Source organism: Streptomyces sp. NPDC034099 (assembly GCF_055575415.1).
The window spans coordinates 663,509-688,443 of record NZ_JBVISR010000004.1 but is presented as its reverse complement, the minus strand read 5'-3'; the positions used below and the strand labels follow the sequence as shown (position 1 = coordinate 688,443).

The following is a 24,935-nucleotide window of genomic DNA, read 5'->3' as shown; positions in this document are numbered from 1 at the left end:
ATCCTGGAACCCGTATGTCTACGCACCCTGCCCCCGCCCTCGGCACCCTCGCCCCCCGGCTGACCGAGCTGTCCCTGCGCGACGCGCACCGGCTCGGCCGCAGGCTGGAGGGTGCGCGGAAGATCCGTAAGCCGGAGGCCCGCGCCGCCGTCCTCGCCGAGATCGAGACGGAGGTGGCCAAGGCCGAGCAGCGCATCGGTGAACGCCGGGCGCGTGTGCCGGCCGTCAGCTACCCCGAGCAGCTCCCGGTCAGCCAGAAGAAGGACGAGATCGCGGCGGCCATCCGCGATCACCAGGTCGTGATCGTCGCCGGTGAGACCGGATCCGGCAAGACCACCCAGATCCCGAAGATCTGTGTCGAGCTGGGCCGTGGCGTCCGCGGCATGATCGGGCACACCCAGCCCCGCCGGATCGCCGCGCGCACCGTCGCCGAGCGGGTCGCGGACGAGCTGGACACCCCGCTCGGGGAGACCGTCGGCTGGAAGGTGCGGTTCACCGACCAGGTGAACCCGCAGTCCACCTTCATCAAGCTGATGACGGACGGCATCCTGCTCGCCGAGATCCAGACCGACCGCGAGCTGCGCGCCTACGACACGATCATCATCGACGAGGCCCACGAGCGGTCCCTCAACATCGACTTCCTGCTGGGCTACCTCTCCCAGCTGCTGCCCAAGCGCCCCGACCTCAAGGTCGTCATCACCTCGGCGACCATCGACCCCGAGCGCTTCTCCCGGCACTTCGGTGACGCCCCGATCATCGAGGTCAGCGGGCGGACCTATCCCGTGGAGGTGCGGTACCGGCCACTCCTGGAGGAGGACGGCGACGACGCCGACCGGGACCAGATCACGGCGATCACCGACGCCGTCGAGGAGCTGATGGGCGAGGGCAAGGGCGACATCCTCGTCTTCCTCTCCGGCGAACGGGAGATCCGCGACACGGCGGACGCGCTGGAGAAGAAGAAGTACCGATTCACGGAAGTACTGCCGCTGTACGCGCGGCTCTCGCACGCCGAGCAGCACCGCGTCTTCCAGCAGCACACCGGGCGCCGGATCGTCCTCGCGACCAATGTCGCCGAGACCTCCCTGACCGTCCCGGGCATCAAGTACGTCATCGACCCCGGCTTCGCCCGCATCTCCCGCTACAGCCACCGCACCAAGGTCCAGCGGCTGCCCATCGAACCGATCTCGCAGGCCAGCGCCAACCAGCGCAAGGGCCGCTGCGGCCGTACGTCCGACGGCATCTGCATCCGGCTGTACTCCGAGGACGACTTCGACGCGCGCCCGGAGTTCACGGACGCGGAGATCCTCCGGACGAACCTCGCCTCCGTCATCCTCCAGATGACCGCGGCCGGCCTCGGCGACATCGAGAAGTTCCCCTTCATCGACCCCCCGGACCACCGCAACATCCGCGACGGTGTGCAGCTCCTCCAGGAGCTGGGCGCGCTCGACCCGGCGCAGAAGGACGTACGCAAGCGGCTCACCGACACCGGCCGCAAGCTCGCCCAGCTGCCCGTGGACCCGCGGCTGGCCCGGATGGTGCTGGAGGCGGACAAGAACGGCTGTGTCCGCGAGGTCATGGTCATAGCGGCGGCGCTGTCCATCCAGGACCCGCGGGAACGCCCGGCGGAGAAGCAGGCCCAGGCCGACCAGCAGCACGCCCGGTTCAAGGACGAGAGCAGCGACTTCCTCGCGTTCCTCAACCTCTGGCGGTACGTGCGCGAGCAGCAGAAGGAACGCGGCTCGTCGTCCTTCCGCCGGATGTGCAAGCAGGAGTACCTCAACTTCCTGCGCATCCGCGAGTGGCAGGACATCTACACGCAGCTGCGCACGGTCGCCAAGCAGATGGGCATCCACCTCAACGACGAGGAACACCCCGCACCCGACGACCGCGTACACGTGTCGCTGCTGGCCGGTCTCCTCTCCCACGTCGGCATGAAGGACGTGAAGGAGGGCTCGAAGAACGAGTACCTGGGCGCGCGGAACGCCAAGTTCGCGATCTTCCCGGGCTCGGCGCTCTTCAAGAAGCCCCCGCGGTTCGTGATGTCCGCCGAGCTGGTGGAGACCTCCCGCCTCTGGGCCCGCGTCAACGCGAAGATCGAACCGGAGTGGGTGGAGCCGCTCGCCGGACACCTCCTCAAACGCACCTACAGCGAGCCGCACTGGGAGAAGGACCAGGCGGCGGTGATGGCGTACGAGAAGGTCACGCTGTACGGCGTGCCGATCGTGGCCCAGCGCAAGGTGAACTACGGGCGGATCGACCCCGAGGTCAGCCGCGAGCTGTTCATCCGCAACGCTTTGGTGGAGGGCGACTGGCGCACGCACCACAAGTTCTTCGCGGACAACCGCCGGCTGCTGACCGAGGTCGAGGAGCTGGAACACCGCGCCCGGCGCCGGGACATCCTGGTCGACGACGAGACGCTGTACGACTTCTACGACCAGCGGGTGCCCGAACACGTCGTCTCGGGTGCGCACTTCGACTCGTGGTGGAAGCACAAGCGGCACGAGCAGCCCGACTTCCTCGACTTCGAGCGCGAGATGCTCATCAACGAGAAAGCGGGGGCGGTCACCAAGGACGACTACCCGGACTCCTGGCGGCAGGGCCCGCTGAAGTTCCGGGTGACGTACCAGTTCGAGCCGGGCGCGGACGCCGACGGCGTCACCGTGCACGTGCCGCTCCAGGTGCTCAACCAGGTCACGGACGAGGGCTTCGACTGGCAGATCCCGGGGCTGCGCGAGCAGGTCGTCACGGAGCTGATCCGCTCCCTGCCCAAGCCGGTCCGCCGCAACTACGTACCCGCGCCGAACTACGCCCAGGCGTTCCTGGACCGTGCCGTGCCCCTGCAGGAACCGCTGACGGTGACCATGGCGCGGGAGTTGAAGCGCATGGTGGGAGTGCCGTTCGACGCCGAGGACTTCGACTGGTCGAAGGTCCCCGACCACCTGAAGATCACGTTCCGGATCGTCGACGAGCGCCGTCGCAAGCTGGCCGAGGACAAGGACCTGGAGGCGCTGAAGCTCCGGCTGCGCCCGAAGGCGCGCAAGGCGCTCTCGCAGGCCGCGGCGGCCACCGCGGAGCGCAGCGGCGGCGAGTCCCTGGAACGCTCCGGGCTGACGGACTGGACGATCGGCACCCTGACCCGGGTCTTCGAGACCCGCCGGGCCGGTCAGCCGGTGAAGGCGTACCCGGCGCTGGTCGACGACGGACCGAAGGCCGGCACCGTCTCGGTCCGCCTCTTCGACACCGAGGCCGAGCAGGCGCAGGCGATGTGGAAGGGCACGCGTCGGCTGATCCTGCGCAACATCCCGGTCAACCCGGCGAAGTTCGCGTCCGAGAAGCTGACCAACCAGCAGAAGCTGGGCCTGTCCGCGAACCCGCACGGTTCGATCCAGGCGCTGTTCGACGACTGCGCCATGGCGGCGGCGGACCAGCTGATCGCGGACTTCGGCGGCCCGGCGTGGGACGAGGAGTCGTACCGGAAGCTCTACGACAAGGTCCGCGCGGAGATCGTCGACACGACCGTCCGCACGGTGGGCCAGGTGCAGCAGGTGCTGGCCGCCTGGCAGGCCTGCGAGCGCCGTCTGAAGGCCGTGCGCAGCCCCGCGCTGCTGGCGAACCTCCAGGACGTGCGGGGGCAGCTGGACGCGCTGGTGAAGCCGGGCTTCGTCACCGAGGCGGGCATCAAGCGGCTGCCGGACCTGATGCGCTACCTGGTCGCCGCGGACCGCCGGCTGCAGCAGATGCCGACGGGCGTGCAGCGGGACACTTCCCGCATGGAGAAGGTCCACGAGATGCGGGACGAGTACGCGTGGCTCCTGGAGCAGATGCCGCAGGGCCGGCCGGTGCCGCAGCAGGTCCTGGACATCCGCTGGATGATCGAGGAGCTGCGGGTCAGCTATTTCGCCCACGCGCTGGGCACCGCGTACCCCGTCTCCGACAAGCGGATCGTGAAGGCCATCGACGCCCTAGCGCCCTGACGGAGCCGTGACCGAGTCTGCACGGAGGGTGAGTTCGACCGGCGGCCCACCCTCCTGTACAGTCTCTTCTCGCAGCGCAACGCAGACAGAATCCATCAGCGACTCCGTCGCGCAGCGCCGCGAAACCTGGTCCTGTGGAGCAGTTTGGAGTGCTCGCCACCCTGTCAAGGTGGAGGCCGCGGGTTCAAATCCCGTCAGGACCGCAACAAGTGCCCCGCACCGAGCAATCGGCGCGGGGCTTCTTCGTACGACGCCCCCGCCACCCGCGAAGTGCCCGCCATCCTGTCAAGGTGGAGGCCGCGCCCGCGGCGCAGCCGCAATCGGACACGGCAAATCCCGTCAGGACCGCAACAAGAGCCCCGCACCGAGCAATCGGCGCGGGGCTTCTTCGTACGACGCCCCCGCCACCCGCGAAGTGCCCGCCATCCTGTCAAGGTGGAGGCCGCGCCCGCGGCGCAGCCGCAATCGGACACGGCAAATCCCGTCAGGACCGCAACAAGAGCCCCGCACCGAGCAATCGGCGCGGGGCTTCTTCGTTTACCCGCACCGCCCGGCGCGGGCAACTCCCCGTGCGCGGCTCCCCCTCAGGCCCCCCGGAAGCCCGCAGCGGCCCCCAGGGCCGCTCAGTGGCCCTCTCGCGGCCTTGACGGCGTCACATTCGCTCGGTACTCCAAAGACAGGGCACATCCCCCGTGTGGCCCCTGGAGGTGGCGTATGGCGACGTCGGTCAGGCACGAGACGCGGGCCCTGCTCCGCGCGCATCTGTCGGCCGCGTCGTCGTTCGGTCACGTGACGCGCCACTGTCCGGTCTGCCACCGGCTCCTGCGACTGGCGCTGGACTCGCCGGCCCCACAGTCTCCGACAGGCCGTCAAGAGGGCGTCGAGAACGGGAGCGCGCCCACGGCGTGAACCCCGCGAACCTCAACACCCTTGCCCCGCAGAGCTCCTGGAGGCCAGGCTTCCATTAGCGCACCAGTGCCCAGCCCAACAACCACCGTGCGATGTGACAGGTGTCACCGCACGAGTTTTTGAAACGGTGGCACTTACGCCTCTCCTACAACTAATCAATTTAATATGTGCAATTGCACCGCCTCGACGGCGCTCGCACAGCCGATCCGACACCGCTCCCCAGACTCCGACAAGCCCGCTCACAGAACCGTCCGCCGAGCCGTCCACCTGACACAGGACCGGACACGGACCGTGGCGGAGGAGCGGGCGCCGGTCGCGGGACCGGGCACAAAAAATCGCGCTGGACCCGGCGGAGTCCAGCGCGATCAACGACGCACCTCTGTTGGGGCAGGGACGGCGTCGCTTGGAGCTGTGGTCCAGGCGCCCCGACAGGTTGGGGGACCTGCCGTTCTGCCCGGTTATTCAGTTGTTCAGGCCTCGCTGCGCTGCTGCGGAATGCCCGCGAGCAGGGCGCGGACCTCGGCTTCGCGGTAGCGGCGATGCCCGCCGAGCGTGCGGATCGACGTGAGCTTGCCGGCCTTCGCCCAGCGCGTGACCGTCTTCGGGTCGACGCGGAACATGGTGGCGACCTCAGCCGGGGTCAGCAGCGGCTCGGCATCAGGGGTGCGAGCGGTCATGAGCGGCCTCCTCGGGAGAACCGAACCTTCTCGGTTCATTCCTCTAAATTCTGCACCTTGACCCGCGTTGCCCGAAATGGCGGACGCGAGTCGAGTCGGTTATAGGACGAACGGCTTGTCCTCGGCACTACAACTACACCATCTGTCCAGCCGCGTCGGCCAAACCGATGGAATTGCCCTCCCAGGTGTTCATCAGCGACGGAAGCCGATGGACCATGCCATAGCGGACAGTCACGCCTCTGTGACGATCAGTCACAGGGGCGATCAGGAGTCACCAGACCCCCCAAAGCGTGCAATGCTGAGATTCCACCCACAGTGCATCACGGCAGGACGGAAGGAACCCTCCCCGGGCTCCTTGTCCTATTTTGGCATGAGGAGGGGGAAGCGGCGCAAGAGTGATGTACGTGCGGTCCGTCACGCTTGACGCATACGCCCGGATCGGGACCTACGTCCCTTGTCGCCAAGGGATCAGCCCACCCCGAACGGATGTCGGAGCGGAAGACGAAACCCCACATCGGGCGGTACGTCAAACGTCAGTTCGCGGAGCGCCGGTCCCGGACCGCCCGCCAGCGCTCCACCAGCCGCCCGTACGCCTCCCCCGCGGCGACCCCGTCACCGTGGCGCAGCGCCTCGATCCCCTCGGCCACGTCCGCCGCGGAGTGGTCCGCCTCCAACTCACCGGCCGGCAGGGCGTGCACCAGTCCGCCGTAGTCCAACTCCACCAGGGAACGCGGGTGGAACTCCTCCAGCCAGCGCCCCACCTCCACCAGGCCGTCGATGAGCGGCCCCTCGTCCACGGCCTCCCGCAGGGCCCGCAGCCCCCGGGCCACCCGGCGGCGGGCCTGCACCATCGGCGTCCGGTAGCGCAGCACCGGCGCGGCCGCCGCCTCGTCGTCGCCGCCCTCGTCGTACTCCCGCTCCGCGTCGGAGACCAGCACGAACCAGTTGATCGGAACCTGCCAGGTGGCCGTGCGGATCCAGGGACGGGCGTCCGGGTTGCGCTCCAGCCAGCGCTCGTAGTCCTGCGCGCTCTGGCGGCGCACGACCGGCGGGATCAGGGCGTCCAGGACCGGCTCGGGGAAGTCCTCGGCCAGCTCGCCCAGGGCCTGCCAGCCGCGCAGCCGGGTCCGCCAGGGGCAGACGCAGACCACGCCGTCCACCTCGGTCACGAAGGCGTCCGCGCTCTCGTGCACCGGCACCGCGACGGGCGGGGTGGGCAGCAGGTCGGCCAGGGAGCGGCGCAGCTCGTCCTGGTAGGAGGGCCGGTCGGGGCGGCGGGCGTAACGGGTCCAGTGGGCGCGTTCGTCGTCCGGGAAGGCCGCCAGCGGCTCGTACACGCGCAGGTACGCCGCGTACGGGACGATCACCGAGGACACCTTGGGCACGCCTGCTCCCTCCCCCGCGCACCGACGCGAAAACCTGCGAGAACCTGCGGAAACCTGAGGCAACGGATCACAAACGCGCGAGAATCTCTGCAAATCGTCGCACGCCCGTACTCCGTGCGGAGGTGATCCTGAGCACTGTGCGGCGGGCCGGCACCCCCAGGCTCTAATCTCGTGCCACAGTCCCCGCCACCTTCACGGGGCCTGCCACCCATCGCCGCACCTACACAGGAGTCACCACCGTGACCGACGTAAACGGCGCACCTGCTGATGTACTGCACACCCTGTTCCACTCGGACCAGGGGGGACATGAGCAAGTCGTGCTCTGCCAGGACCGTGCCAGCGGTCTCAAGGCCGTCATCGCCCTCCACTCCACCGCCCTGGGCCCCGCGCTCGGCGGTACGCGCTTCTACCCGTACGCGAACGAGGCGGAGGCCGTGGCCGACGCGCTGAACCTCGCGCGCGGGATGTCGTACAAGAACGCCATGGCCGGGCTCGACCACGGCGGCGGCAAGGCCGTGATCATCGGTGATCCGGAGCAGCTCAAGAGCGAGGAGCTGCTCCTCGCCTACGGCCGGTTCGTCGCCTCGCTCGGCGGCCGCTACGTCACCGCGTGCGACGTCGGCACCTACGTCGCCGACATGGACGTCGTGGCCCGCGAGTGCCGCTGGACCACCGGGCGCTCCCCGGAGCACGGCGGCGCGGGCGACTCCTCGGTGCTCACCTCCTTCGGCGTCTACCAGGGCATGCGGGCCGCCGCCCAGCACCTGTGGGGCGACCCGACGCTGCGGGACCGCACGGTGGGCATCGCGGGCGTCGGCAAGGTCGGCCACCACCTGGTCGAGCACCTGCTCGCCGAGGGCGCCCACGTCGTCGTCACCGACGTGCGCAAGGACGTGGTGCGGGGCATCACCGAGCGGCACCCGTCGGTGGTCGCCGTCGCCGACACCGACGCGCTGATCCGGGTGGAGAACCTGGACATCTACGCGCCCTGCGCGCTCGGCGGCGCGCTGAACGACGACACCGTGCCGGTGCTGACCGCCAAGGTGGTGTGCGGCGCGGCCAACAACCAGCTCGCCCACCCGGGCGTGGAGAAGGACCTCGCCGACCGCGGGATCCTCTACGCGCCGGACTACGTGGTGAACGCCGGCGGTGTCATCCAGGTCGCGGACGAGCTACACGGCTTCGACTTCGACCGGTGCAAGGCGAAGGCCGCGAAGATCTACGACACCACGCTGGCCATATTCGCGCGTGCGAAGGAAGACGGTATCCCGCCGGCCGCCGCGGCCGACCGGATCGCCGAGCAGCGCATGGCGGAGGCCCGTTCCCGGCGGTGATCCGACGGCCGTACGGCGGTGGGCAGGCAGGGTCGTCGCGGGTTTGACCGGTACCCGTCGGGGGGCGGTTGGAGAGAACTCTCACTTATCCCGGCGGGTCGACCGTCGAAAGGTGGTTAAAATCGCCTTTGACCAGCGAGGACGGGGCGCCTCGAGGGTCCTGGGCAAGGCCACGTGCTGCGGGCGACGTACCGTATGGGCGTGGGCTCAGGTACCGTGGAAGCCCTACGGACCGGTCTCTCATACGAGAGCCCGTTCCGGACCATGAACGCGTGTCAAGACTCTGGGGCCGTCGAGCCCCGTCGTTGAGGGGGTCGAGCCATGGGGCGCGGCCGGGCCAAGGCCAAGCAGACGAAGGTCGCCCGCCAGCTGAAGTACAACAGCGGTGGGACTGATCTCTCCCGCCTGGCCGAGGAGCTGGGCGCATCGCCGTCGAATGCACAACCGCCTAACGGCGGGCCATTCGAGGACGATGAGCAGGACGATGACGTGTACGCAAAGTACGCCGACCTCTATGAGGACGACGACGAGGACGAGGACGGCCAGTCCCCGTCCCAACAGCGACGCGGCGCTTGACCTTGCACTGAACACCTTCCCGGTCGGTGACCTCTGTCACCGACCGGGTTCTGTGCTACCCGCGACACCTGTGGCATCCGCGGCAGCTCAGACGGCGTAGTCGCCCACCAGGGCCGCGCCCGTCGTGTGCTCGCCGCGGTCGGTGATCTCACCGGCCACCCAGGCGTCCACGCCGCGGTCGGCGAGGGTCGTCAGGGCCACGTCCGTCGACTCCTCGGGCACGATCGCGATCATGCCCACGCCCATGTTCAGGGTCTTCTCCAGCTCCAGGCGCTCGACCCGGCCGGTCCGGCCGACGAGGTCGAAGACCGCGCCCGGGGCCCAGGTGGAGCGGTCGACCACGGCGTGCAGGCCGTCGGGGATCACGCGGGCCAGGTTGGCCGCGAGTCCGCCGCCGGTGACGTGGCTGAAGGCGTGGACCTCGGCGGTGCGCATGAGGGCCAGGCAGTCCAGGGAGTAGATCTTGGTGGGCTCCAGCAGCTCCTCGCCGAGGGTGCGGCCGAGACCGTCCAGGTGGGCGTCGAGCGCCAGGCCGCCCTCGTTCAGCAGGACGTGGCGGACCAGCGAGTACCCGTTCGAGTGAAGCCCGGAGGACGCCATGGCGATCACCGCGTCACCCGTTCGGATGCGATCGGGTCCGAGCAGCCGGTCGGCCTCCACGACGCCCGTACCGGCCCCGGCGACGTCGAAGTCGTCCGGGCCCAGCAGACCGGGGTGCTCGGCCGTCTCGCCGCCCACCAGGGCGCACCCGGCCAGCACACAGCCCTCGGCGATGCCCTTGACGATCGCGGCGACCCGCTCGGGGTGGACCTTGCCGACACAGATGTAGTCGGTCATGAACAGCGGCTCGGCGCCGCACACCACGATGTCGTCCATGACCATGGCGACCAGGTCGTGGCCGATGGTGTCGTAGACGCCCAGCTGCCGGGCGATGTCGACCTTGGTGCCGACGCCGTCGGTGGCGGAGGCGAGCAGGGGGCGCTCGTAGTTCTTGAGGGCGGAGGCGTCGAAGAGACCGGCGAAGCCCCCGAGGCCGCCGAGGACCTCGGGGCGCCGCGTCTTCTTGACCCATTCCTTCATGAGCTCGACGGCGCGGTCGCCCGCCTCGATGTCGACGCCGGCTGCTGCGTAGCTGGCACCAGTTGTGTCAGGCATGACGATGAGAACCTTCGTGTCGTACGGCAGGGAGGCCGGGGAGGCAGGGGAACCGGGGAAACCAGGGATACGGACGGCTACGGGCGACGGATGGCGTCGGCGGCGGCCGTACCGGCGGGCCCGGCGGCCAGCTCGGTCTCCAGGAGCTGCTTGCCGAGCAGCTCGGGGTCGGGGAGCTCCATCGGGTACTCGCCGTCGAAGCAGGCGCGGCACAGGTTCGGCTTGGCGATGGTGGTCGCCTCGATCATGCCGTCGATGGAGATGTACGCCAGGGAGTCGGCGCCCATCGAGGTGCCGATCTCCTCGACGCTCATGCCGTTGGCGATCAGCTCGGCGCGGGTGGCGAAGTCGATGCCGAAGAAGCAGGGCCACTTCACCGGCGGGGACGAGATCCGGATGTGGACCTCTGCGGCGCCGGCCTCGCGGAGCATGCGGACCAGGGCCCGCTGGGTGTTGCCGCGGACGATGGAGTCGTCCACGACGACCAGCCGCTTGCCCTTGATGACTTCCTTCAGGGGGTTCAGCTTCAGGCGGATGCCGAGCTGGCGGATGGTCTGTGAGGGCTGGATGAAGGTCCGGCCGACATAGGCGTTCTTCACCAGGCCGTTGCCGAAGGGGATGCCGGAGGCCTCGGCGTAGCCGATCGCGGCGGGGGTGCCGGATTCCGGGGTCGCTATGACGAGGTCGGCCTCCGCGGGGGCCTCCTTCGCCAGCTTGCGGCCCATCTCGACACGCGAGAGGTAGACGTTGCGGCCGGCGATGTCGGTGTCCGGGCGGGCCAGGTACACGTACTCGAAGACACAGCCCTTGGGCTTCGCTTCTGCGAATCGCGATGAGCGCAGCCCGTTCTCGTCGATGGCGACGAACTCGCCCGGCTCGATCTCGCGGACGTAGGAGGCGCCGCAGATGTCGAGGGCGGCGGACTCGGAGGCGACCACCCAGCCGCGCTCCAGCCGGCCGAGGACCAGCGGGCGGATGCCCTGCGGGTCACGGGCGGCGTAGAGGGTGTGCTCGTCCATGAAGACGAGGGAGAAGGCGCCCATGACCTGGGGGAGGACGCTGTGCGCGGCCTCTTCGATGGTCAGCGGCTTGCCGTCCTCGTCGACCTGGGCCGCGAGGAGCGCGGTCAGCAGGTCGGTGTCGTTGGTCGCCGCGACCCGGGTGGAGCGGCCCTCCTGCTTGGGCAGGTCGGCCACCATCCCGGCGAGCTGGGCGGTGTTGACGAGGTTGCCGTTGTGCCCGAGCGCGATGGAACCCTGCGCGGTGGCACGGAACGTCGGCTGGGCGTTCTCCCACACGGAGGCACCGGTGGTCGAGTAGCGGGCGTGACCGACCGCGATGTGACCCTGGAGCGAGCCGAGCGAGGTCTCGTCGAAGACCTGGGACACGAGGCCCATGTCCTTGAAGACGAGGATCTGGGAGCCGTTGCTGACCGCGATTCCCGCGGATTCCTGGCCCCGATGCTGGAGGGCGTAGAGCCCGAAGTAAGTGAGCTTTGCGACCTCTTCGCCCGGAGCCCAGACACCGAAGACGCCGCAAGCGTCCTGGGGGCCCTTCTCGCCGGGAAGCAGATCGTGATTGAGTCGACCGTCACCACGTGGCACGTCTCCGAGTGTAGGCGAGGTCGTCCACTGGTCCGAATTGGGGATATGGGCTCACCCGTGGATCACTGGTCGGCCACGGCCCGGACCGTGGCGCCGTCTTCGCTGGTCAGGGTGAGGGTCTGCTGATCGATCCGGTATTCGACCTTGCCGTCGAACAGGCCCAGCAGCCGCTTCTCGGCGTCCATGAGTGAGCCTTCGCACATCATTCGGGTGGTGGACGGGGCGCCGAGGGTGATACGGCCGTCGCTGACGGTGGCCTTGGCGTTGACGTGGTTGCAGGGGAGCCGTCCGGAGACGGTCTTCGCGTCCTGGTCGAAGGTGAGGTGGGCGCGGCCCTCGCCGCCCTTCCGGCCCGGGGCGTCCACGGCCCACTTGGTGCCGTAGAGGGAGGCGTCCTCGGACCTGCTGAGCCGGACGGTGTCGCCGTCGGCGGTGGTCAGGGTGACCCGCCCGCCCTCGTTCTCGGTGGTGAGCGAGCCGGTGGTGAGGGCGCGGCCGAGGGACTTCTCGAAGCCGGCGGGGGTCTTGGCGCAGGCCTTCTCGGTGAACATGGCGTCGCTGAGCCGGACGCGTTCGCCGTCGACGTCGGCGCGGGCGCTGAAGCTGTTGCAGCCGGTGCTGCCCGCGGCCTCGCCGTCCTCGATCCGTACGTGTGCCGCGTTGGGCGCGCGGTGGGTGGCGCCGTCGACGGTGACGCTGTCGATGCTCCACCGGACGCCGGTGATGCGCTGTCCGCCCGCGCCCACGTTGTCACTGCCGCCGTCGTCGGCCTTCTCGCTGCCGCAGGCCGCGGCGAGCGGGACGAGCGCGGCGACGGCCGCCACGGTCAGGGTCATGCTGCGCTGCTGCTTCTGCCTGTACATGCCGATTCGACGCAGCCGGGGAAGATCCGGTTCCCCTCCCGTTCCCCCCGGGTCTCGCCCCTCAGCCCAGCAGGGGCAGCAGGGCTCCGAGGTCGGCCCGCTCCCCGCTCGCGCTCACCTTCGCCCCGTCCAGGGCGTCCTGCCAGGTCAGCCGTCCGGTGGCCAGCCGCAGCCAGGTCAGCGGGTCGGTCTCGACGACGTTGGGCGGGGTGCCCCGGGTGTGCCGGGGTCCCTCCACGCACTGCACGACCGCGTACGGCGGGATCCGCACCTCCGTCGAGCCGCCGGGCGCCTTCACGGCGAGCGCGTCGGCCAGCAGCCGGGTCGCGGCGGCCAGTGCCTGCCGGTCGTACGGGATGTCCAGGCCGGGCACCGCGGCGGTGAGGTCGTCGGTGTGCACGACCAGCTCGACGGTCCGCGTGACGAGGTAGTCGGCCAGTGGCAGGGCGCCCGCGCTGGTGGGGAGCAGCCTGCTCCCGGGGTGGGTGTCGAGCCGCCCGGTGAAGCGCCGTTCGACCTCGGCGAGGTGGGCGTCGAGGTCGGGGTGCTCGGCGGCGAGCCGTCGGGCCGTCCCGGCGATGGCGTCCGCGTCGGCGGCGATGGCGAACGGCCAGTCGAGCAGCCGGCCGTCCTGCCGCACCGGCTCGGGCTCGTCCAGCAACCGGTCCACGGCGGTCAGCGCCATCCCGGCGTGCGCCACCAGCTCCCGCACGGTCCAGTCCCCGAGCCGCGTCGGCAGGGCGAGCTGCTCGGGGGTGAGGGTGCGGACGGCCGCCCGTACGTTGCCGAACTGGGCGAGGACGGCGGCACGGGTGCGGGCGGGGTCGTAGGCGCGGGGGCGCTTTCTGGCGGGCGGCATGGGGCGAGCCTATGCGGGCGGCCCTCACTCGTACGTGTGTCTGGCCGGGAAAGACACCCCGGGTCCGCCGAACCCTGGAAACACTGGTCGGCGCCTGGAAGGAGGTGCAACATGACGGTTATGGCCGAGCACACGTCTCAGATGTCGGTGGACGAGTTCGAAACGATCGCTTCCGCCGCTCCCGAGACCGTCACGTTGGAGTTCATTGACGGACGGATCGGGGTCAAGCCGGTGACAGACGGGGACCACAACAGCATCGTGACCTGGCTGGCCAAGCACTGTATGCAGAAGCGGCCCGACCTGGACCTGTATCAAACCCAAGGCCTACGGCTCGACGCGTACCGGCAGAGCAGGGCACGGCCGGACGCCGTACTCGCGCCCGAGGCCCACTTCGCGGGGCGCGGCGAATGGGCGGACCCGGCCGGAGCACTCATGGTCGTCGAGGTGACCTCGTACGACTCGGAGACGGACCGGCGGGACCGGCACGAGAAACCGGCCGCCTACGGCGAGGCGGGAATCCCCGTGTACCTCGTGATCGACCGGGAATCCTGCACCGTCACGGTGCACAGCTCTCCGGACCGGCAGGTCGGCGGCTACCGGAGATCCCGCCTCACGAAGGTCGGTGAGACGCTGACCCTTCCCGCCCCCGTCGGCATCGAACTCGACACGGAAATCCTCGAGAACTACGTGCGCTGAAACGCCGAGGTCCCGTCCGGTTCCGGACGGGACCTCGGGCTCTCAGGAAGCCGCGACTACGCGAGCAGCCCCGGGATCGTGCCCTCGTGGGCCTCGCGCAGCTCGGTCAGGGGGAGGGTGAACTCGCCCTGGACCTCGACCGCGTCGCCGTCGACCACGCCGATGCGGGTGACGGGCAGGCCGCGGGCGCCGCACATGTCGTTGAAGCGGACCTCCTCCGAGCGCGGGACGGCGACGACCGCACGGCCCGCCGACTCCGAGAACAGGAAGGTGAAGGCGTCGAGACCGTCCGGTACGACCAGACGCGCGCCCTTGCCGCCCAGCAGCGCCGACTCGACGACCGCCTGGACCAGACCGCCGTCGGACAGGTCGTGCGCGGAGTCGATCATGCCGTCGCGGGAGGCGGAGATCAGGATCTCGCCGAGCAGCCGCTCGCGCTCCAGGTCGACCTTCGGGGGCAGGCCGCCGAGGTGGTCGTGGATCACCTGGGACCAGGCCGAGCCGCCGAACTCCTCGCGGGTGTCGCCCAGCAGGTACAGCAGCTGGCCGTCCTCCTGGAAGGCGACCGGCGTGCGGCGGGCCACGTCGTCGATGACGCCGAGCACCGCGACCACCGGGGTCGGGTGGATGGCGGCGTCGCCCGTCTGGTTGTAGAGCGAGACGTTGCCGCCGGTCACCGGAGTGCCGAGCTCCTGGCAGCCGTCCGCCAGACCGCGCACGGCCTCCGCGAACTGCCACATGACCGCCGGGTCCTCCGGCGAGCCGAAGTTCAGGCAGTCGGAGACCGCGAGGGGCTTCGCACCGGTCGTGGCCACGTTGCGGTAGGCCTCCGCCAGGGCCAGCTGCGCGCCCGTGTACGGGTCGAGCTTGGCGTAGCGGCCGTTGCCGTCGGTCGCGATGGCGACGCCGAGGCCGGACTCCTCGTCCACGCGGATCATGCCCGAGTCCTCGGGCTGGGCGAGGACGGTGTTGCCCTGCACGAAGTGGTCGTACTGCTGGGTGATCCACTGCTTGGACGCCTGGTTGGGCGAGCCGACCAGCTTGAGGACCTGGTCCTTCAGCTCGTCGCCGGTCTGCGGCCGGGGCAGCTTGCCCGCGTCGTCGGCCTGAAGGGCGTCCTGCCAGTCCGGGCGGGCGTAGGGGCGCTCGTAGACCGGGCCGTCGTGGGCGACGGTGCGCGGGTCGACGTCGACGATCTTGCCGCCGTGCCAGAAGATCTCCAGCCGGTCGCCGTCGGTGACCTCACCGATGACGGTGGCGATGACGTCCCACTTCTCGCAGATCTCCAGGAAGCGGTCGACCTTCTCCGGCTCGACCACCGCGCACATGCGCTCCTGCGACTCGCTCATGAGGATCTCCTCGGGCGAGAGGGTCGAGTCGCGCAGGGGGACGTCGTCCAGGGTGACGCGCATGCCGCCGGAGCCGTTCGACGCCAGTTCGCTGGTCGCGCAGGACAGGCCCGCCGCTCCCAGGTCCTGGATGCCGACGACCAGCTTCTCGGCGAACGCCTCCAGGGTGCACTCGATGAGGAGCTTCTCCTGGAAGGGGTCGCCGACCTGGACGGCGGGGCGCTTCGACGGCTTGGCGTCGTCGAAGGTCTCCGAGGCCAGGATCGAGGCGCCGCCGATGCCGTCGCCGCCGGTCCGGGCGCCGTACAGGATGACCTTGTTGCCCGCGCCGGACGCCTTCGCGAGGTGGATGTCCTCGTGCCGCATGACGCCGATGGCACCGGCGTTGACCAGCGGGTTGCCCTGGTAGCAGGCGTCGAAGACGACCTCGCCGCCGATGTTGGGCAGGCCCAGGCAGTTGCCGTAGCCGCCGATGCCGGCGACGACGCCGGGCAGCACGCGCTTGGTGTCGGGGTGGTCCGCGGCGCCGAAGCGCAGGGGGTCGACCACGGCGACCGGGCGGGCGCCCATCGCGATGATGTCGCGGACGATGCCGCCGACGCCGGTGGCCGCGCCCTGGTAGGGCTCGACGTAGGAGGGGTGGTTGTGCGACTCGACCTTGAAGGTGACCGCGTAGCCCTGGCCGACGTCGACGACACCGGCGTTCTCGCCGATGCCGACGAGCATCGCCTCGGACTCGGGGGCCTTCTCGCCGAACTGGCGCAGGTGGACCTTGCTGCTCTTGTACGAGCAGTGCTCGGACCACATGACGGAGTACATGGCCAGCTCCGCGCCGGTGGGGCGGCGGCCGAGGATCTCGACGACCCTCTCGTACTCGTCCTTCTTCAGGCCCAGCTCGGCCCAGGGCAGCTCGACGTCGGGGGTCGCGGTCGCGTGCTCGACCGTGTCCAGAGGCGTCCGGCTCATGCGTTGACCAGCTTCTTGAGGATCGAGGTGAAGAACGGCAGCCCGTCGGTACGGCCCGTACCGATCAGCGACTCGACGGCGTGCTCGGGGTGCGGCATGAGGCCGACGACGTTCCCGGCGGCGTTGGTGATGCCGGCGATGTCGTTGAGCGAGCCGTTGGGGTTCATGTCCAGGTAGCGGAAGGCCACCCGCCCCTCCGCCTCCAGCTCGTCCAGCGTGCGCCGGTCGGCGACGTAGCGGCCGTCCATGTTCTTCAGCGGGATGTGGATCTCCTGGCCCGCGGTGTAGTCGCTGGTCCAGGAGGTGTCCGCGTTCTCCACCCGCAGCTTCTGGTCGCGGCAGATGAAGTGCAGGTGGTCGTTGCCCAGCATGCCGCCGGGCAGCAGGTGGGCCTCGGTGAGGATCTGGAAGCCGTTGCAGATGCCCAGCACCGGCAGACCGGCCTTCGCCTGGTCGATGACGGTGTCCATCACCGGCGAGAAGCGCGCGATGGCGCCGGCGCGCAGATAATCGCCGTACGAGAAACCGCCGCACAGCACCACGGCGTCGACCTGCTTGAGGTCCTTGTCCTTGTGCCACAGGGCGACGGGTTCGGCACCGGCGACGCGGATCGCGCGCTGCGTGTCCCGGTCGTCGAGGCTGCCGGGGAAAGTGACGACGCCAATACGAGCGGTCACTTCGACGCCCCCGCGACTACGTCTTCGGACTCGACCTTGACGGTGAAGTCCTCGATCACGGTGTTGGCGAGGAAGGATTCCGCAAGATCATGGATGCGGGCGAGGGCGGCGTCGTCGACGGGCCCGTCCACTTCCAGTTCGAATCGCTTTCCCTGACGGACGTCCGAGATCCCTTCGAAACCCAGCCGCGGCAGTGCGCGCTGCACCGCCTGGCCCTGGGGGTCGAGGATCTCCGGCTTGAGCATGACGTCGACTACGACGCGTGCCACTGGCACTCCCGGTGTGTGGTGCTGAGCAGGTTCCTTCAGACTACCCGTACAAAATTTCTACGCGCGTAGCCTTGGAGGAAACTACGTGACCCCAGTCACGATTCGGCATCGGGAGGGGGCGGTCGCGAAAAGCTTCGGGAAAGATCCCGGATGGAGCACGGACACCTATTGCCCTGCGGACACGCCAAGAGATTTAGTCGGGCTTCCCATTGCAATGCCAGGCACTGTACAAATGAAATGTCATTAGCCGATACTTTGCCCAATTACAGGCGAACAGTCGGCATCATCGCGGCGTCTTGACACGTTCGGGCACGTCATCGCGGAGATGCCGCACGAAGGGACCGATATTCGTGGCGCAGCGTGTCGTGGTCACTCTCTTTGACGACATCGACGGCTCGGAAGCGGCGGAGACGATCGCCTTCGGAGTCGACGGCCGGATGTACGAGATCGACCTGAACGAAGCCAATGCCCGGAAACTGCGCAAGGCGCTCGAGCCGTACGTCTCGGCCGGCCGCAAGCGCTCCCGGTCCGGCAAGGCCTACCGGCAGACGGAGGTCGCCCCCGACCCGGCGGCGGTCCGCGCCTGGGCCCAGGCGAACAAGATGGACGTGCCCGCGCGGGGCCGGATCCCGAAGAAGGTGTACGAGGCGTTCGCCGAGGCGCAGTGAGCCGTGCGCCCGGCACGGGCGGCCGACGGCCGCTCAGTCGCCCCTCGCGGCAACCGACTTGCGCGGCACCCCGGGTGATCAGCTAAAGTCTGGAGCACGCCGAGGGGCGAGGCCGAAAGGCCCAGCTCACGGAACACGCGGGTGTAGTTCAGTAGTAGAACATCCCCCTTCCAGGGGGAAGGCGCAGTGTGCAATTCCTGTCACCCGCTCTGCATCGCCGTACCGGCCACTCGATTGGATCAGGTAGGCTGGTGCTCGCACCGATCGGTGAAGGCCGGTCGGGGGCAATGCGGACGTAGCTCAGTTGGTAGAGCGCAACCTTGCCAAGGTTGAGGTCGCGAGTTCGAGCCTCGTCGTCCGCTCGGGAATCAGACCCCGGTCCTCCAGGACCGGGGTCTTTTCGTGCGTCCGGCTCCGCGCTTCCACCGGTCCGTCCCCGCCCTGACATTTGTCATGCCGGGCGATGACGGGCCGCACTGTCGTGCCGCCCCACCCGCCGGAATGCTTGAAGCATGCAAACCAACGAACACGAACACGTGATTGAGGTCACCGGCCTGCGGCGTGTGTACGGGGGCGGGTTCGAGGCCGTGCGCGGGATCGACTTCTTCGTGCGCCGGGGTGAGGTCTTCGCGCTGCTCGGCACCAACGGCGCCGGCAAGACGTCGACGGTCGAGATCCTGGAGGGGCTCGCCGCTCCGGCCGGCGGACAGGTGCGCGTCCTCGGGCACGACCCGTACACCGAGCGGGCCGCCGTACGTCCGCGCACCGGGGTCATGCTCCAGGAGGGCGGCTTCCCCTCGGAGCTGACGGTCGCCGAGACGGCACGGATGTGGGCGGCGTGCGTGAGCGGTGCCCGGCCGCCGGCCGAGGTGCTGGCGCTGGTGGGTCTGGAGTCGAAGACCGACACCCGCGTGAAGCAGCTGTCCGGAGGCCAGCGGCGCCGCCTGGACCTGGCGCTCGCGCTGCTCGGCGACCCCGAGGTGCTCTTCCTCGACGAGCCCAGCACCGGCCTGGACGCCGAAGGCCGCCGGGACACCTGGGAGTTGGTGAGCGGGCTGCGCGACGCCGGTACGACGGTGCTGCTGACCACGCACTACCTGGAGGAGGCCGAGAACCTCGCCGACCGGCTCGCGATCATGCACGAGGGCCGGATCGCCGCCACCGGCACCCCGGCCGAGGTGACCGCCGCGCAGCCGTCCCACATCTCCTTCGAACTGCCCGCCGGGTACTTCGTGGGCGACCTGCCGCCGCTCGGCGAACTGGGCGTCGGCGACCACGAGGTCGACGGCCGCATGGTGAAGCTGCGCACCCGGGAACTCCAGCGCGCCGCCACCGGGCTGCTGGTGTGGGCCGGACAGGCCGGAGTGGAGCTGCGCCGCCTGGACGTGCGCTCGGCGTCCCTGGAGGAGGCCTTCCTCAGCATCGCCAGGGAGGTGTCCGCGAGGACGTCCCCCACCACCACGGAGAAGGAGTACGCGGCATGAGCGCCACCGACGCACCGGCCCGCGCGAAGGGCATCGCCCGCACGGCGGCCACCACGCCCATGAGCCGCATGACCGCCCTCGCCCGCGCCGAGATGATCCTGCTCGGGCGGAACAAGGGCACCGTCGTCGCCGCGCTGTTCATCCCGTTCGTGATGCCGTTCAGCGTGCGGGCGGGCGCCGAGGAGATGGACCTGGGCAAGGCCGGGCTGACCATCGGCACGCTCGTGCTGCCCGCCGCCATCGGCTTCTCCCTGCTGTTCGCCGTCTACTCGGCCCTCGTCGGCGTCTTCGTCGTCCGGCGCGAGGAACTCGTCCTCAAGCGGCTGCGCACCGGTGAGTTGCGGGACGTGGAGATCCTCGGCGGGTCCGCCCTGCCGGCCGTCCTCAGCGGGCTGGTGCAGTCGCTCCTGCTCGCGGCGGGCTGCATGGCGCTGCTCGACCTGTCCGCGCCGTCGGCACCGCACCTGGCCGTCCTCGGGCTGCTGCTGGGCCTGCTGATGTGCGCCGCGCTCGCCGCGGTCACCGCGAGCTTCACCAAGACCGGTGAGAGCGCGCAGGTCACGCCGCTGCCGTTCACGTTCGTCTCGATGTTCGGCTCGGGCCTGTTCATCCCGCTCGACCTGCTCCCCGACCGGCTCGCCTCCGTGTGCGAGCTGCTGCCGCTGACGCCCGTGATCACCCTGGTGCGCGGCGGCTGGACCGGTGACCTGTCGGCCGGCGACGCGCTGGGCGCGACGGCGACGGCGGTGGCCTGGACCGTGCTCGCGGTGTTTGCTGTACGGCGGCGGTTCCGGTGGGAGCCGCGGCACTGACGTACAGGAACGTGCGAGGGCCTACGAGGTGAGCGGGAGCGGCGGACGGATGCGCAGGCCGGGCGGATGGTGGCGGATCAAGAGCACGCCGGAGCAGGTGGAGACGTACACGCGGTGGTCGTTCCACTTCTTCGGTGTCGTCGAGGTGCTCGCCCTCGGGGTGACCGCCTACGGCCGGACCGGCGTCGGGCTCGCCACCGTGCTGTGCCTGCTGGTCGTCGTGCACGCCGCCGTCTGCATGCTGGTCTCGTCCATGGCGCTGGACTGGACGCTCGGCCGGCGCCCGCAGCCCGTACGGATGCTGTGGACACTCGTCGCCGTCACGGCCGTGGTGGCGGTCGCCGCGGTCGGGATCGCGGACCGCGGACCGGCCGGCGAGGTGGAGACCGCGGCGGGCTCGGTCTACGGCGGGGTCATGTGCTACGCCGCCGGTGTCATCACCGTCGGGGTGCGGGGCCGGCGGCGCAGGGCCGCCGTCGTCGGGGCCTCCGCGCTGGGCGCGGGGCTCATCACGTTCCCGCTGGAGATGCCCGCCCTCGCGTCGGTGGTGGTGGCCGGCCTGGTGCTGGTGACCGGCGGGTTCCTCGCCGCCACCTCGATCTTCTCCCTCTGGCTGCTCAAGGCGGTCTACGCGCTCGACGACGCCAAGGAGACCCGGGCCAGGCTCGCCGTCGCCGAGGAGCGGCTGCGGTTCGGCCGGGACCTGCACGACGTGATGGGGCGCAACCTGTCGGTGATCGCGCTCAAGAGCGAGCTGGCGGTCCAGCTGTCCCGGCGCGGCAGGCCCGAGGCGGTGGAGCAGATGATCGAGGTGCAGCGCATCGCCCAGGAGTCGCAGCGCGAGGTCCGGGACGTCGTGCGCGGCTACCGGGAGGCCGCGCTGGAGGTCGAACTGGCCGGTGCCCGGGGTGTGCTCTCGGCGGCGGGCATCGTCTCGGAGGTCACCGGCGGGACGGCCGGGCTGCCCTCCGACGTGCAGGCGGCGCTCGGCTGGGTGGTGCGGGAGGCGACCACGAACGTGCTGCGGCACGGGGACGCGAAGAAGGTCGCCGTGACGGTGCGGATGTCGGAGGGGCGGGTAGTGCTGACGGTGGAGAACGACGGCGTGGCGGAGACGACGGAAGACGGCCCCCCGGCGGTCTCGGGCGGCTCCGGGCTCGCGGGGCTGCGCGAGCGGCTGTCCGCGGTGGACGGGACCCTGGAGGCGGGACCCGCGGGCAAGGGGGTCTTCCGGCTGACGGCCGAGGTGCCGCTGCCGGCCGCCGCGGCCGGAGCCCCGCTGGAGGTCGCGTCGTGACGACGACCGTGCGCGTCCTGCTCGCCGACGACGAGCACCTCATCCGCGGGGCGCTGGCGGCCCTGCTGTCCCTGGAGGACGACCTGGTCGTCGTCGCCGAGGCGGCCACCGGCCCCGAGGCACTGGCGATGGCGCGGGCGCACGCGCCGGACGTCGCCGTCCTGGACCTCCAGATGCCCGGCGCCGACGGTGTGAAGGTCGCCACATCGCTGCGGGCCGAGCTGCCCGCCTGCAAGGTGCTGATCGTGACCAGCCACGGGCGCCCCGGGCATCTGAAGCGGGCCCTCGCGGCGGGGGTGCGCGGGTTCGTCCCCAAGACCGTCAGCGCCCAGCGGCTCGCCGAACTGATCCGCACGGTGCATGCCGGAAACCGGTACGTCGACCCCGAGTTGGCCGCCGACGCGATCTCCGCCGGGGACTCGCCGCTGACCGCGCGCGAGGCCGAGGTGCTGGAGCACGCCGCCGACGGGGCGCCGGTCGCGGAGATCGCCGAGCGCGCCGCGCTCGCCGAGGGCACCGTACGGAACTACCTGTCGTCGGCCGCGAGCAAGCTCGGTGCGGAGAACCGGCACGCGGCGGTGCGTCTCGCACGGGAGCGGGGTTGGGTATAGTGGCTCTCGCGCCACGGCGACGTCCACGACGAAGCCCGCGCAGTGCGAACGTAGCTCAGTTGGTAGAGCGCAACCTTGCCAAGGTTGAGGTCGCGAGTTCGAACCTCGTCGTTCGCTCCGTGTGAGAAGCCCCCGGCTCCGGCCGGGGGCTTCTTCGTGTGCGGCCTTTCGCGGCCTCCGCCGTTACGACCAGCTCTGGCCGGTCAGGAGCTCGTAGGCCTCCACGTACTTGGCGCGGGTGGCGTCCACCACCTGCTGCGGCAGCGGCGGCGGGGGCTGCTCGCTCCGGCGGTCCCAGCCGGACTCCGCCGAGGTCAGCCAGTCCCGCACGAACTGCTTGTCGTACGAGGGCTGCGGGCGGCCCGGCTGCCACTGGCCGGCCGGCCAGAAGCGGGAGGAGTCCGGGGTGAGGACCTCGTCGGCGAGGACCAGGTCGTCCCCGTCGAAGCCGAACTCGAACTTGGTGTCCGCGAGGACGATGCCGCGCTCGCGGGCGATGTCCCGGGCGCGGGAGTAGACGGCGAGGGTGGCCTGGCGCAGGGCGGCGGCGATGTCCGCGCCGACCTGGCGGGCGACCTCCTCGTAGGAGACGTTCTCGTCGTGCTCGCCGACCTCGGCCTTGGTGGCCGGGGTGAAGATCGGGGCGGGCAGCTCCGAGCCGTCGACCAGGCCCTCGGGGAGGGCGAGGCCGCACACGGTGCGGGTCTCGTCGTACTCCGCCAGGCCCGAGCCGGTGAGGTAGCCGCGGGCCACGCACTCCACGGGGACCATCCGCAGCGACTTGCAGACCAGGGCGCGGCCCTCCCAGTCGGCGGGGGCGCCGGGGGGCAGCTCGGTGCTCAGGACATGGTTGGGGGCCAGGTCGGCGAGCTGCTCGAACCACCACAGGGAGAGCTGGGTGAGGACCCGGCCCTTGTCGGGGATCTCGGTCGGCAGCACCCAGTCGTAGGCGGAGATGCGGTCGCTGGCGACCATCACGAGGTCGCCCGCCTCGTTCCGGTACAGCTCGCGCACCTTGCCGGTGTGCAGATGCACCAGACCCGGAACCTGGAGCGGCTCGGGCTTTTCAACGAATCCGGACACGGTTCCTCCCCGTGGTTCTGTCCTATGCCTTGATTGTCCCGTACGTCGTGGGGAGGGCGGACGCCGGGTCAGTCCCGTTTGCAGATGCGGTCCAGGAGGTTGGCCGTGGCGCGCTGGACGCGCGGGTCGACGTGGCCGGGGCGGTCCAGGGCCGGGGACCAGGCGAACGTGCCGGACGCGAAGACCCAGGCGCCCGACGGGGCCCGGTACAGCGATGTCTCCTGGTGCCGCCGGACGCCGTCGGCGTCGGTGTACGGGGAGTGGGCGAGCAGGACCCGCTCGTCGTGCTCGGGGAGCGCGGTGCGCGGGAAGTAGCGGTCGGCCTCGCCCGCCACCAGGTCCTCGATCGCGTCGCCCTCGTGCGCTCCGGTGGCCTCCCAGAGCCAGTGACCGGCGTTGCGGACGATCATCGGGTGCGGTTCGGGGACGCGGCCGGCGTACTGGATGCCGAGCAGCTGCTGCTCGGGGCGGTCGATCTCCCGCCACAGCGCGGGGCGGCCGGGTCCCTTGCGTTTGCGGCAGGTCAGCAGGCGGTCGGGGGTGTCGGACGGGGAGGGGGCCAGCTCCACCTGCCAGTACATGGTGTTGGCGGAGAGGAAGATCAGGGAGGTCCCCCGGTCGCGGGCGAGTTCCGCGGTGCGGCGCATGGGGGCGGACCAGTACTCGTCGTGGCCGGGGAAGACCAGGCCCCGGTAGCGGGCCGGGTCGACGCGGCCGGAGTGCAGGTCGCGGGCGTCGGCGTAGGCGAGGTCGTAGCCGTAGCGCTCGGCGAAGCGGATGAAGTCGTAGGCGTGACCGACGTGGAGCGGCAGCCCGGCGCCCGCGTAGGGGCGGTCGAAGGAGACGGTCGTCGCGGCGTCGGCCTCGCCGAGGAGCCGGCCCTCCTCGTCCCAGGCGTGGTAGAGGCTGGCACCGGTGCGGCCGTCCTCCGGATAGAGGTTGTACGCCTGCCAGGTGACGTCCGGCAGGAGGAGGAGCAGGTCGGCGGGGTGGTCGTCGCGGACCGTGAAGGGCACGTGGGAGCGGTAGCCGTCGGCGGTGGTGAGGACGGCGACGTAGGCGCCGATGTTCCAGTACGACGGGATCTGCAGTCGCCAGGACAGCCACCAGTGGTGGCAGGAGACCGTACGGTCGGCGGTGAGCGGCGGGTGCTGGACGATGCCGGACAGGCGGGGACTGGTGGTGATCTTGGCGGCGCCGTCACCGCCGTAGTGCCCGATCCGGTAGACGTCGACGCTGAACTCCTGCGGCGGGTCGACGGTGACGTGGAAGTCGATGGCCTCACCGGGGGCGGCCGCCCCCGTCGCGGTGAAGCCCTTGATCTGGCACCGGACGTCGTCCGCGGCGCGGGGACCGCCACCGGAGTGGGCAGGAGAGCCGCCGGCCTGGTCCTGGTCCGCGTACCAGGCGACGACCTGGCCGGTGTCGCCGAAGTACGTCTCGCCGCCGCGCAGCCAGGGGACCGGGCCCAGTCCGAAGGGGTCCGTCACGGCGTGTGCGAGTGCTCCCGACTCCCAACGGCGGATCTGCTCGGGCCCCATGGGACAGTCCCCTCCCTCGTGCCCCCGTGGTCGTGCGTATGACGAACGCCTTTGCCATGTGCGCGATCGGTCCCAGCACATCACATTTCGCACGTGGGCTGTCACTGTTCGTTGCGAAGTGGCCGAAAGTGGAATGGGAGGGTCCG

General features: G+C 70.3%; 21 protein-coding genes and 4 tRNA genes. 14 read left to right on the top strand and 11 right to left on the bottom strand.

The window, feature by feature from the left end:
* Nucleotides 1-14 precede the first annotated feature (14 nt).
* The 3 genes from hrpA to ACZ56V_RS15655 all read left to right on the top strand — a co-directional run bounded on the left by hrpA (nucleotide 15) and on the right by ACZ56V_RS15655 (nucleotide 4,883).
* Complete coding sequence (gene hrpA / locus ACZ56V_RS15665) at nucleotides 15-3,974, top strand: ATP-dependent RNA helicase HrpA (protein WP_398911179.1); 3,960 nt, start codon at nucleotides 15-17, stop codon at nucleotides 3,972-3,974.
* A 128-nt stretch (nucleotides 3,975-4,102) separates the two neighbouring features.
* Nucleotides 4,103-4,177, top strand: a tRNA-Asp gene (locus ACZ56V_RS15660).
* 511 nt (nucleotides 4,178-4,688) lie between these two features.
* Nucleotides 4,689-4,883, top strand: coding sequence for a DUF6274 family protein (locus ACZ56V_RS15655; RefSeq protein WP_468942615.1), 195 nt, complete (start codon nucleotides 4,689-4,691; stop codon nucleotides 4,881-4,883).
* Between the two features lie 470 nt (nucleotides 4,884-5,353).
* On the opposite strand, the gene bldC is transcribed toward ACZ56V_RS15655, so the two are convergent.
* A complete protein-coding gene (bldC, locus tag ACZ56V_RS15650) occupies nucleotides 5,354-5,560 on the bottom strand; it encodes a developmental transcriptional regulator BldC (RefSeq protein WP_003949541.1) in 207 nt (68 codons plus the stop codon).
* 533 nt (nucleotides 5,561-6,093) lie between these two features.
* Nucleotides 6,094-6,945 (bottom strand): DUF8083 family protein, encoded by an 852-nt coding sequence (locus ACZ56V_RS15645; RefSeq protein WP_356368830.1) that lies wholly within the window; start codon nucleotides 6,943-6,945, stop codon nucleotides 6,094-6,096.
* Nucleotides 6,946-7,184: 239 nt separating this feature from the next.
* Here ACZ56V_RS15645 and ACZ56V_RS15640 point away from each other — a divergent pair, with 239 nt between their 5' ends.
* A complete protein-coding gene (locus ACZ56V_RS15640) occupies nucleotides 7,185-8,279 on the top strand; it encodes a Leu/Phe/Val dehydrogenase (protein ID WP_398911182.1) in 1,095 nt (364 codons plus the stop codon).
* Nucleotides 8,280-8,600: 321 nt separating this feature from the next.
* The gene (locus tag ACZ56V_RS15635) at nucleotides 8,601-8,855 is read left to right on the top strand and encodes a DUF3073 domain-containing protein (protein ID WP_052843058.1); all 255 of its coding nucleotides are present in this window, start codon (nucleotides 8,601-8,603) and stop codon (nucleotides 8,853-8,855) included.
* A gap of 87 nt (nucleotides 8,856-8,942) precedes the next feature.
* Here the strand turns inward: ACZ56V_RS15635 and purM are convergent, their stop codons facing one another.
* The 4 genes from purM to ACZ56V_RS15615 all read right to left on the bottom strand — a co-directional run bounded on the left by purM (nucleotide 8,943) and on the right by ACZ56V_RS15615 (nucleotide 13,336).
* On the bottom strand, nucleotides 8,943-10,010 hold the full coding sequence (gene purM / locus ACZ56V_RS15630; RefSeq protein ID WP_398911184.1) for a phosphoribosylformylglycinamidine cyclo-ligase: 1,068 nt from the start codon (nucleotides 10,008-10,010) through the stop codon (nucleotides 8,943-8,945).
* A gap of 77 nt (nucleotides 10,011-10,087) precedes the next feature.
* Entirely contained in the window at nucleotides 10,088-11,614 is a 1,527-nt protein-coding gene (gene purF, locus ACZ56V_RS15625) for an amidophosphoribosyltransferase (protein ID WP_356368837.1), read from the bottom strand.
* A gap of 62 nt (nucleotides 11,615-11,676) precedes the next feature.
* Nucleotides 11,677-12,477 (bottom strand): META domain-containing protein, encoded by an 801-nt coding sequence (locus ACZ56V_RS15620; protein WP_468942609.1) that lies wholly within the window; start codon nucleotides 12,475-12,477, stop codon nucleotides 11,677-11,679.
* A 61-nt stretch (nucleotides 12,478-12,538) separates the two neighbouring features.
* A complete protein-coding gene (locus tag ACZ56V_RS15615; protein ID WP_468942606.1) occupies nucleotides 12,539-13,336 on the bottom strand; it encodes a maleylpyruvate isomerase family mycothiol-dependent enzyme in 798 nt (265 codons plus the stop codon).
* Nucleotides 13,337-13,447: 111 nt separating this feature from the next.
* On the opposite strand from ACZ56V_RS15615, the gene ACZ56V_RS15610 reads away from it, so the two are divergent.
* On the top strand, nucleotides 13,448-14,032 hold the full coding sequence (locus ACZ56V_RS15610; protein ID WP_468942603.1) for a Uma2 family endonuclease: 585 nt from the start codon (nucleotides 13,448-13,450) through the stop codon (nucleotides 14,030-14,032).
* A 56-nt stretch (nucleotides 14,033-14,088) separates the two neighbouring features.
* Here ACZ56V_RS15610 and purL read toward each other — a convergent pair whose 3' ends face one another.
* The 3 genes from purL to purS are packed head-to-tail and all read right to left on the bottom strand — an operon-like array spanning nucleotide 14,089 to nucleotide 17,293.
* Entirely contained in the window at nucleotides 14,089-16,347 is a 2,259-nt protein-coding gene (purL, locus tag ACZ56V_RS15605) for a phosphoribosylformylglycinamidine synthase subunit PurL (RefSeq protein ID WP_467378578.1), read from the bottom strand.
* Nucleotides 16,344-17,024: a phosphoribosylformylglycinamidine synthase subunit PurQ gene (gene purQ, locus ACZ56V_RS15600; protein ID WP_003974894.1), complete on the bottom strand. Its 681-nt coding sequence runs from the start codon at nucleotides 17,022-17,024 to the stop codon at nucleotides 16,344-16,346. The genes purL and purQ overlap by 4 nt, the downstream gene beginning before the upstream one ends.
* Nucleotides 17,021-17,293 (bottom strand): phosphoribosylformylglycinamidine synthase subunit PurS, encoded by a 273-nt coding sequence (gene purS / locus ACZ56V_RS15595; RefSeq protein ID WP_104635038.1) that lies wholly within the window; start codon nucleotides 17,291-17,293, stop codon nucleotides 17,021-17,023. The genes purQ and purS overlap by 4 nt, the downstream gene beginning before the upstream one ends.
* Nucleotides 17,294-17,643: 350 nt before the next feature.
* Between purS and ACZ56V_RS15590 the strand changes: the two genes are divergently transcribed.
* From ACZ56V_RS15590 to ACZ56V_RS15555, 8 genes are all read left to right on the top strand, one after another.
* Nucleotides 17,644-17,961 carry a histone-like nucleoid-structuring protein Lsr2 gene (locus ACZ56V_RS15590; protein ID WP_055421997.1) on the top strand — a complete coding sequence of 106 codons (318 nt, stop codon included), beginning with the start codon at nucleotides 17,644-17,646 and terminating at the stop codon, nucleotides 17,959-17,961.
* A gap of 137 nt (nucleotides 17,962-18,098) precedes the next feature.
* Nucleotides 18,099-18,170: transfer RNA gene (locus ACZ56V_RS15585), tRNA-Gly, on the top strand.
* An 80-nt stretch (nucleotides 18,171-18,250) separates the two neighbouring features.
* Nucleotides 18,251-18,323: transfer RNA gene (locus ACZ56V_RS15580), tRNA-Gly, on the top strand.
* A 150-nt stretch (nucleotides 18,324-18,473) separates the two neighbouring features.
* Nucleotides 18,474-19,445 (top strand): ABC transporter ATP-binding protein, encoded by a 972-nt coding sequence (locus tag ACZ56V_RS15575; protein WP_467378581.1) that lies wholly within the window; start codon nucleotides 18,474-18,476, stop codon nucleotides 19,443-19,445.
* Complete coding sequence (locus tag ACZ56V_RS15570) at nucleotides 19,442-20,257, top strand: ABC transporter permease (RefSeq protein WP_467378583.1); 816 nt, start codon at nucleotides 19,442-19,444, stop codon at nucleotides 20,255-20,257. Before ACZ56V_RS15575 ends, ACZ56V_RS15570 begins: the two co-directional genes overlap by 4 nt.
* Nucleotides 20,258-20,306: 49 nt before the next feature.
* Complete coding sequence (locus tag ACZ56V_RS15565) at nucleotides 20,307-21,554, top strand: sensor histidine kinase (RefSeq protein ID WP_468942596.1); 1,248 nt, start codon at nucleotides 20,307-20,309, stop codon at nucleotides 21,552-21,554.
* Nucleotides 21,551-22,165, top strand: a complete 615-nt coding sequence (locus ACZ56V_RS15560) for a response regulator transcription factor (RefSeq protein WP_059302871.1) — start codon at nucleotides 21,551-21,553, stop codon at nucleotides 22,163-22,165. The genes ACZ56V_RS15565 and ACZ56V_RS15560 overlap by 4 nt, the downstream gene beginning before the upstream one ends.
* Before the next feature lie 44 nt (nucleotides 22,166-22,209).
* Nucleotides 22,210-22,282 (top strand) — tRNA-Gly (locus ACZ56V_RS15555).
* A gap of 66 nt (nucleotides 22,283-22,348) precedes the next feature.
* On the opposite strand, the gene ACZ56V_RS15550 is transcribed toward ACZ56V_RS15555, so the two are convergent.
* Nucleotides 22,349-23,248 carry a phosphoribosylaminoimidazolesuccinocarboxamide synthase gene (locus tag ACZ56V_RS15550; RefSeq protein ID WP_468942593.1) on the bottom strand — a complete coding sequence of 300 codons (900 nt, stop codon included), beginning with the start codon at nucleotides 23,246-23,248 and terminating at the stop codon, nucleotides 22,349-22,351.
* A gap of 68 nt (nucleotides 23,249-23,316) precedes the next feature.
* A complete protein-coding gene (locus ACZ56V_RS15545) occupies nucleotides 23,317-24,789 on the bottom strand; it encodes a N,N-dimethylformamidase beta subunit family domain-containing protein (protein WP_468942590.1) in 1,473 nt (490 codons plus the stop codon).
* Between the last annotated feature and the right edge of the window lie 146 nt (nucleotides 24,790-24,935).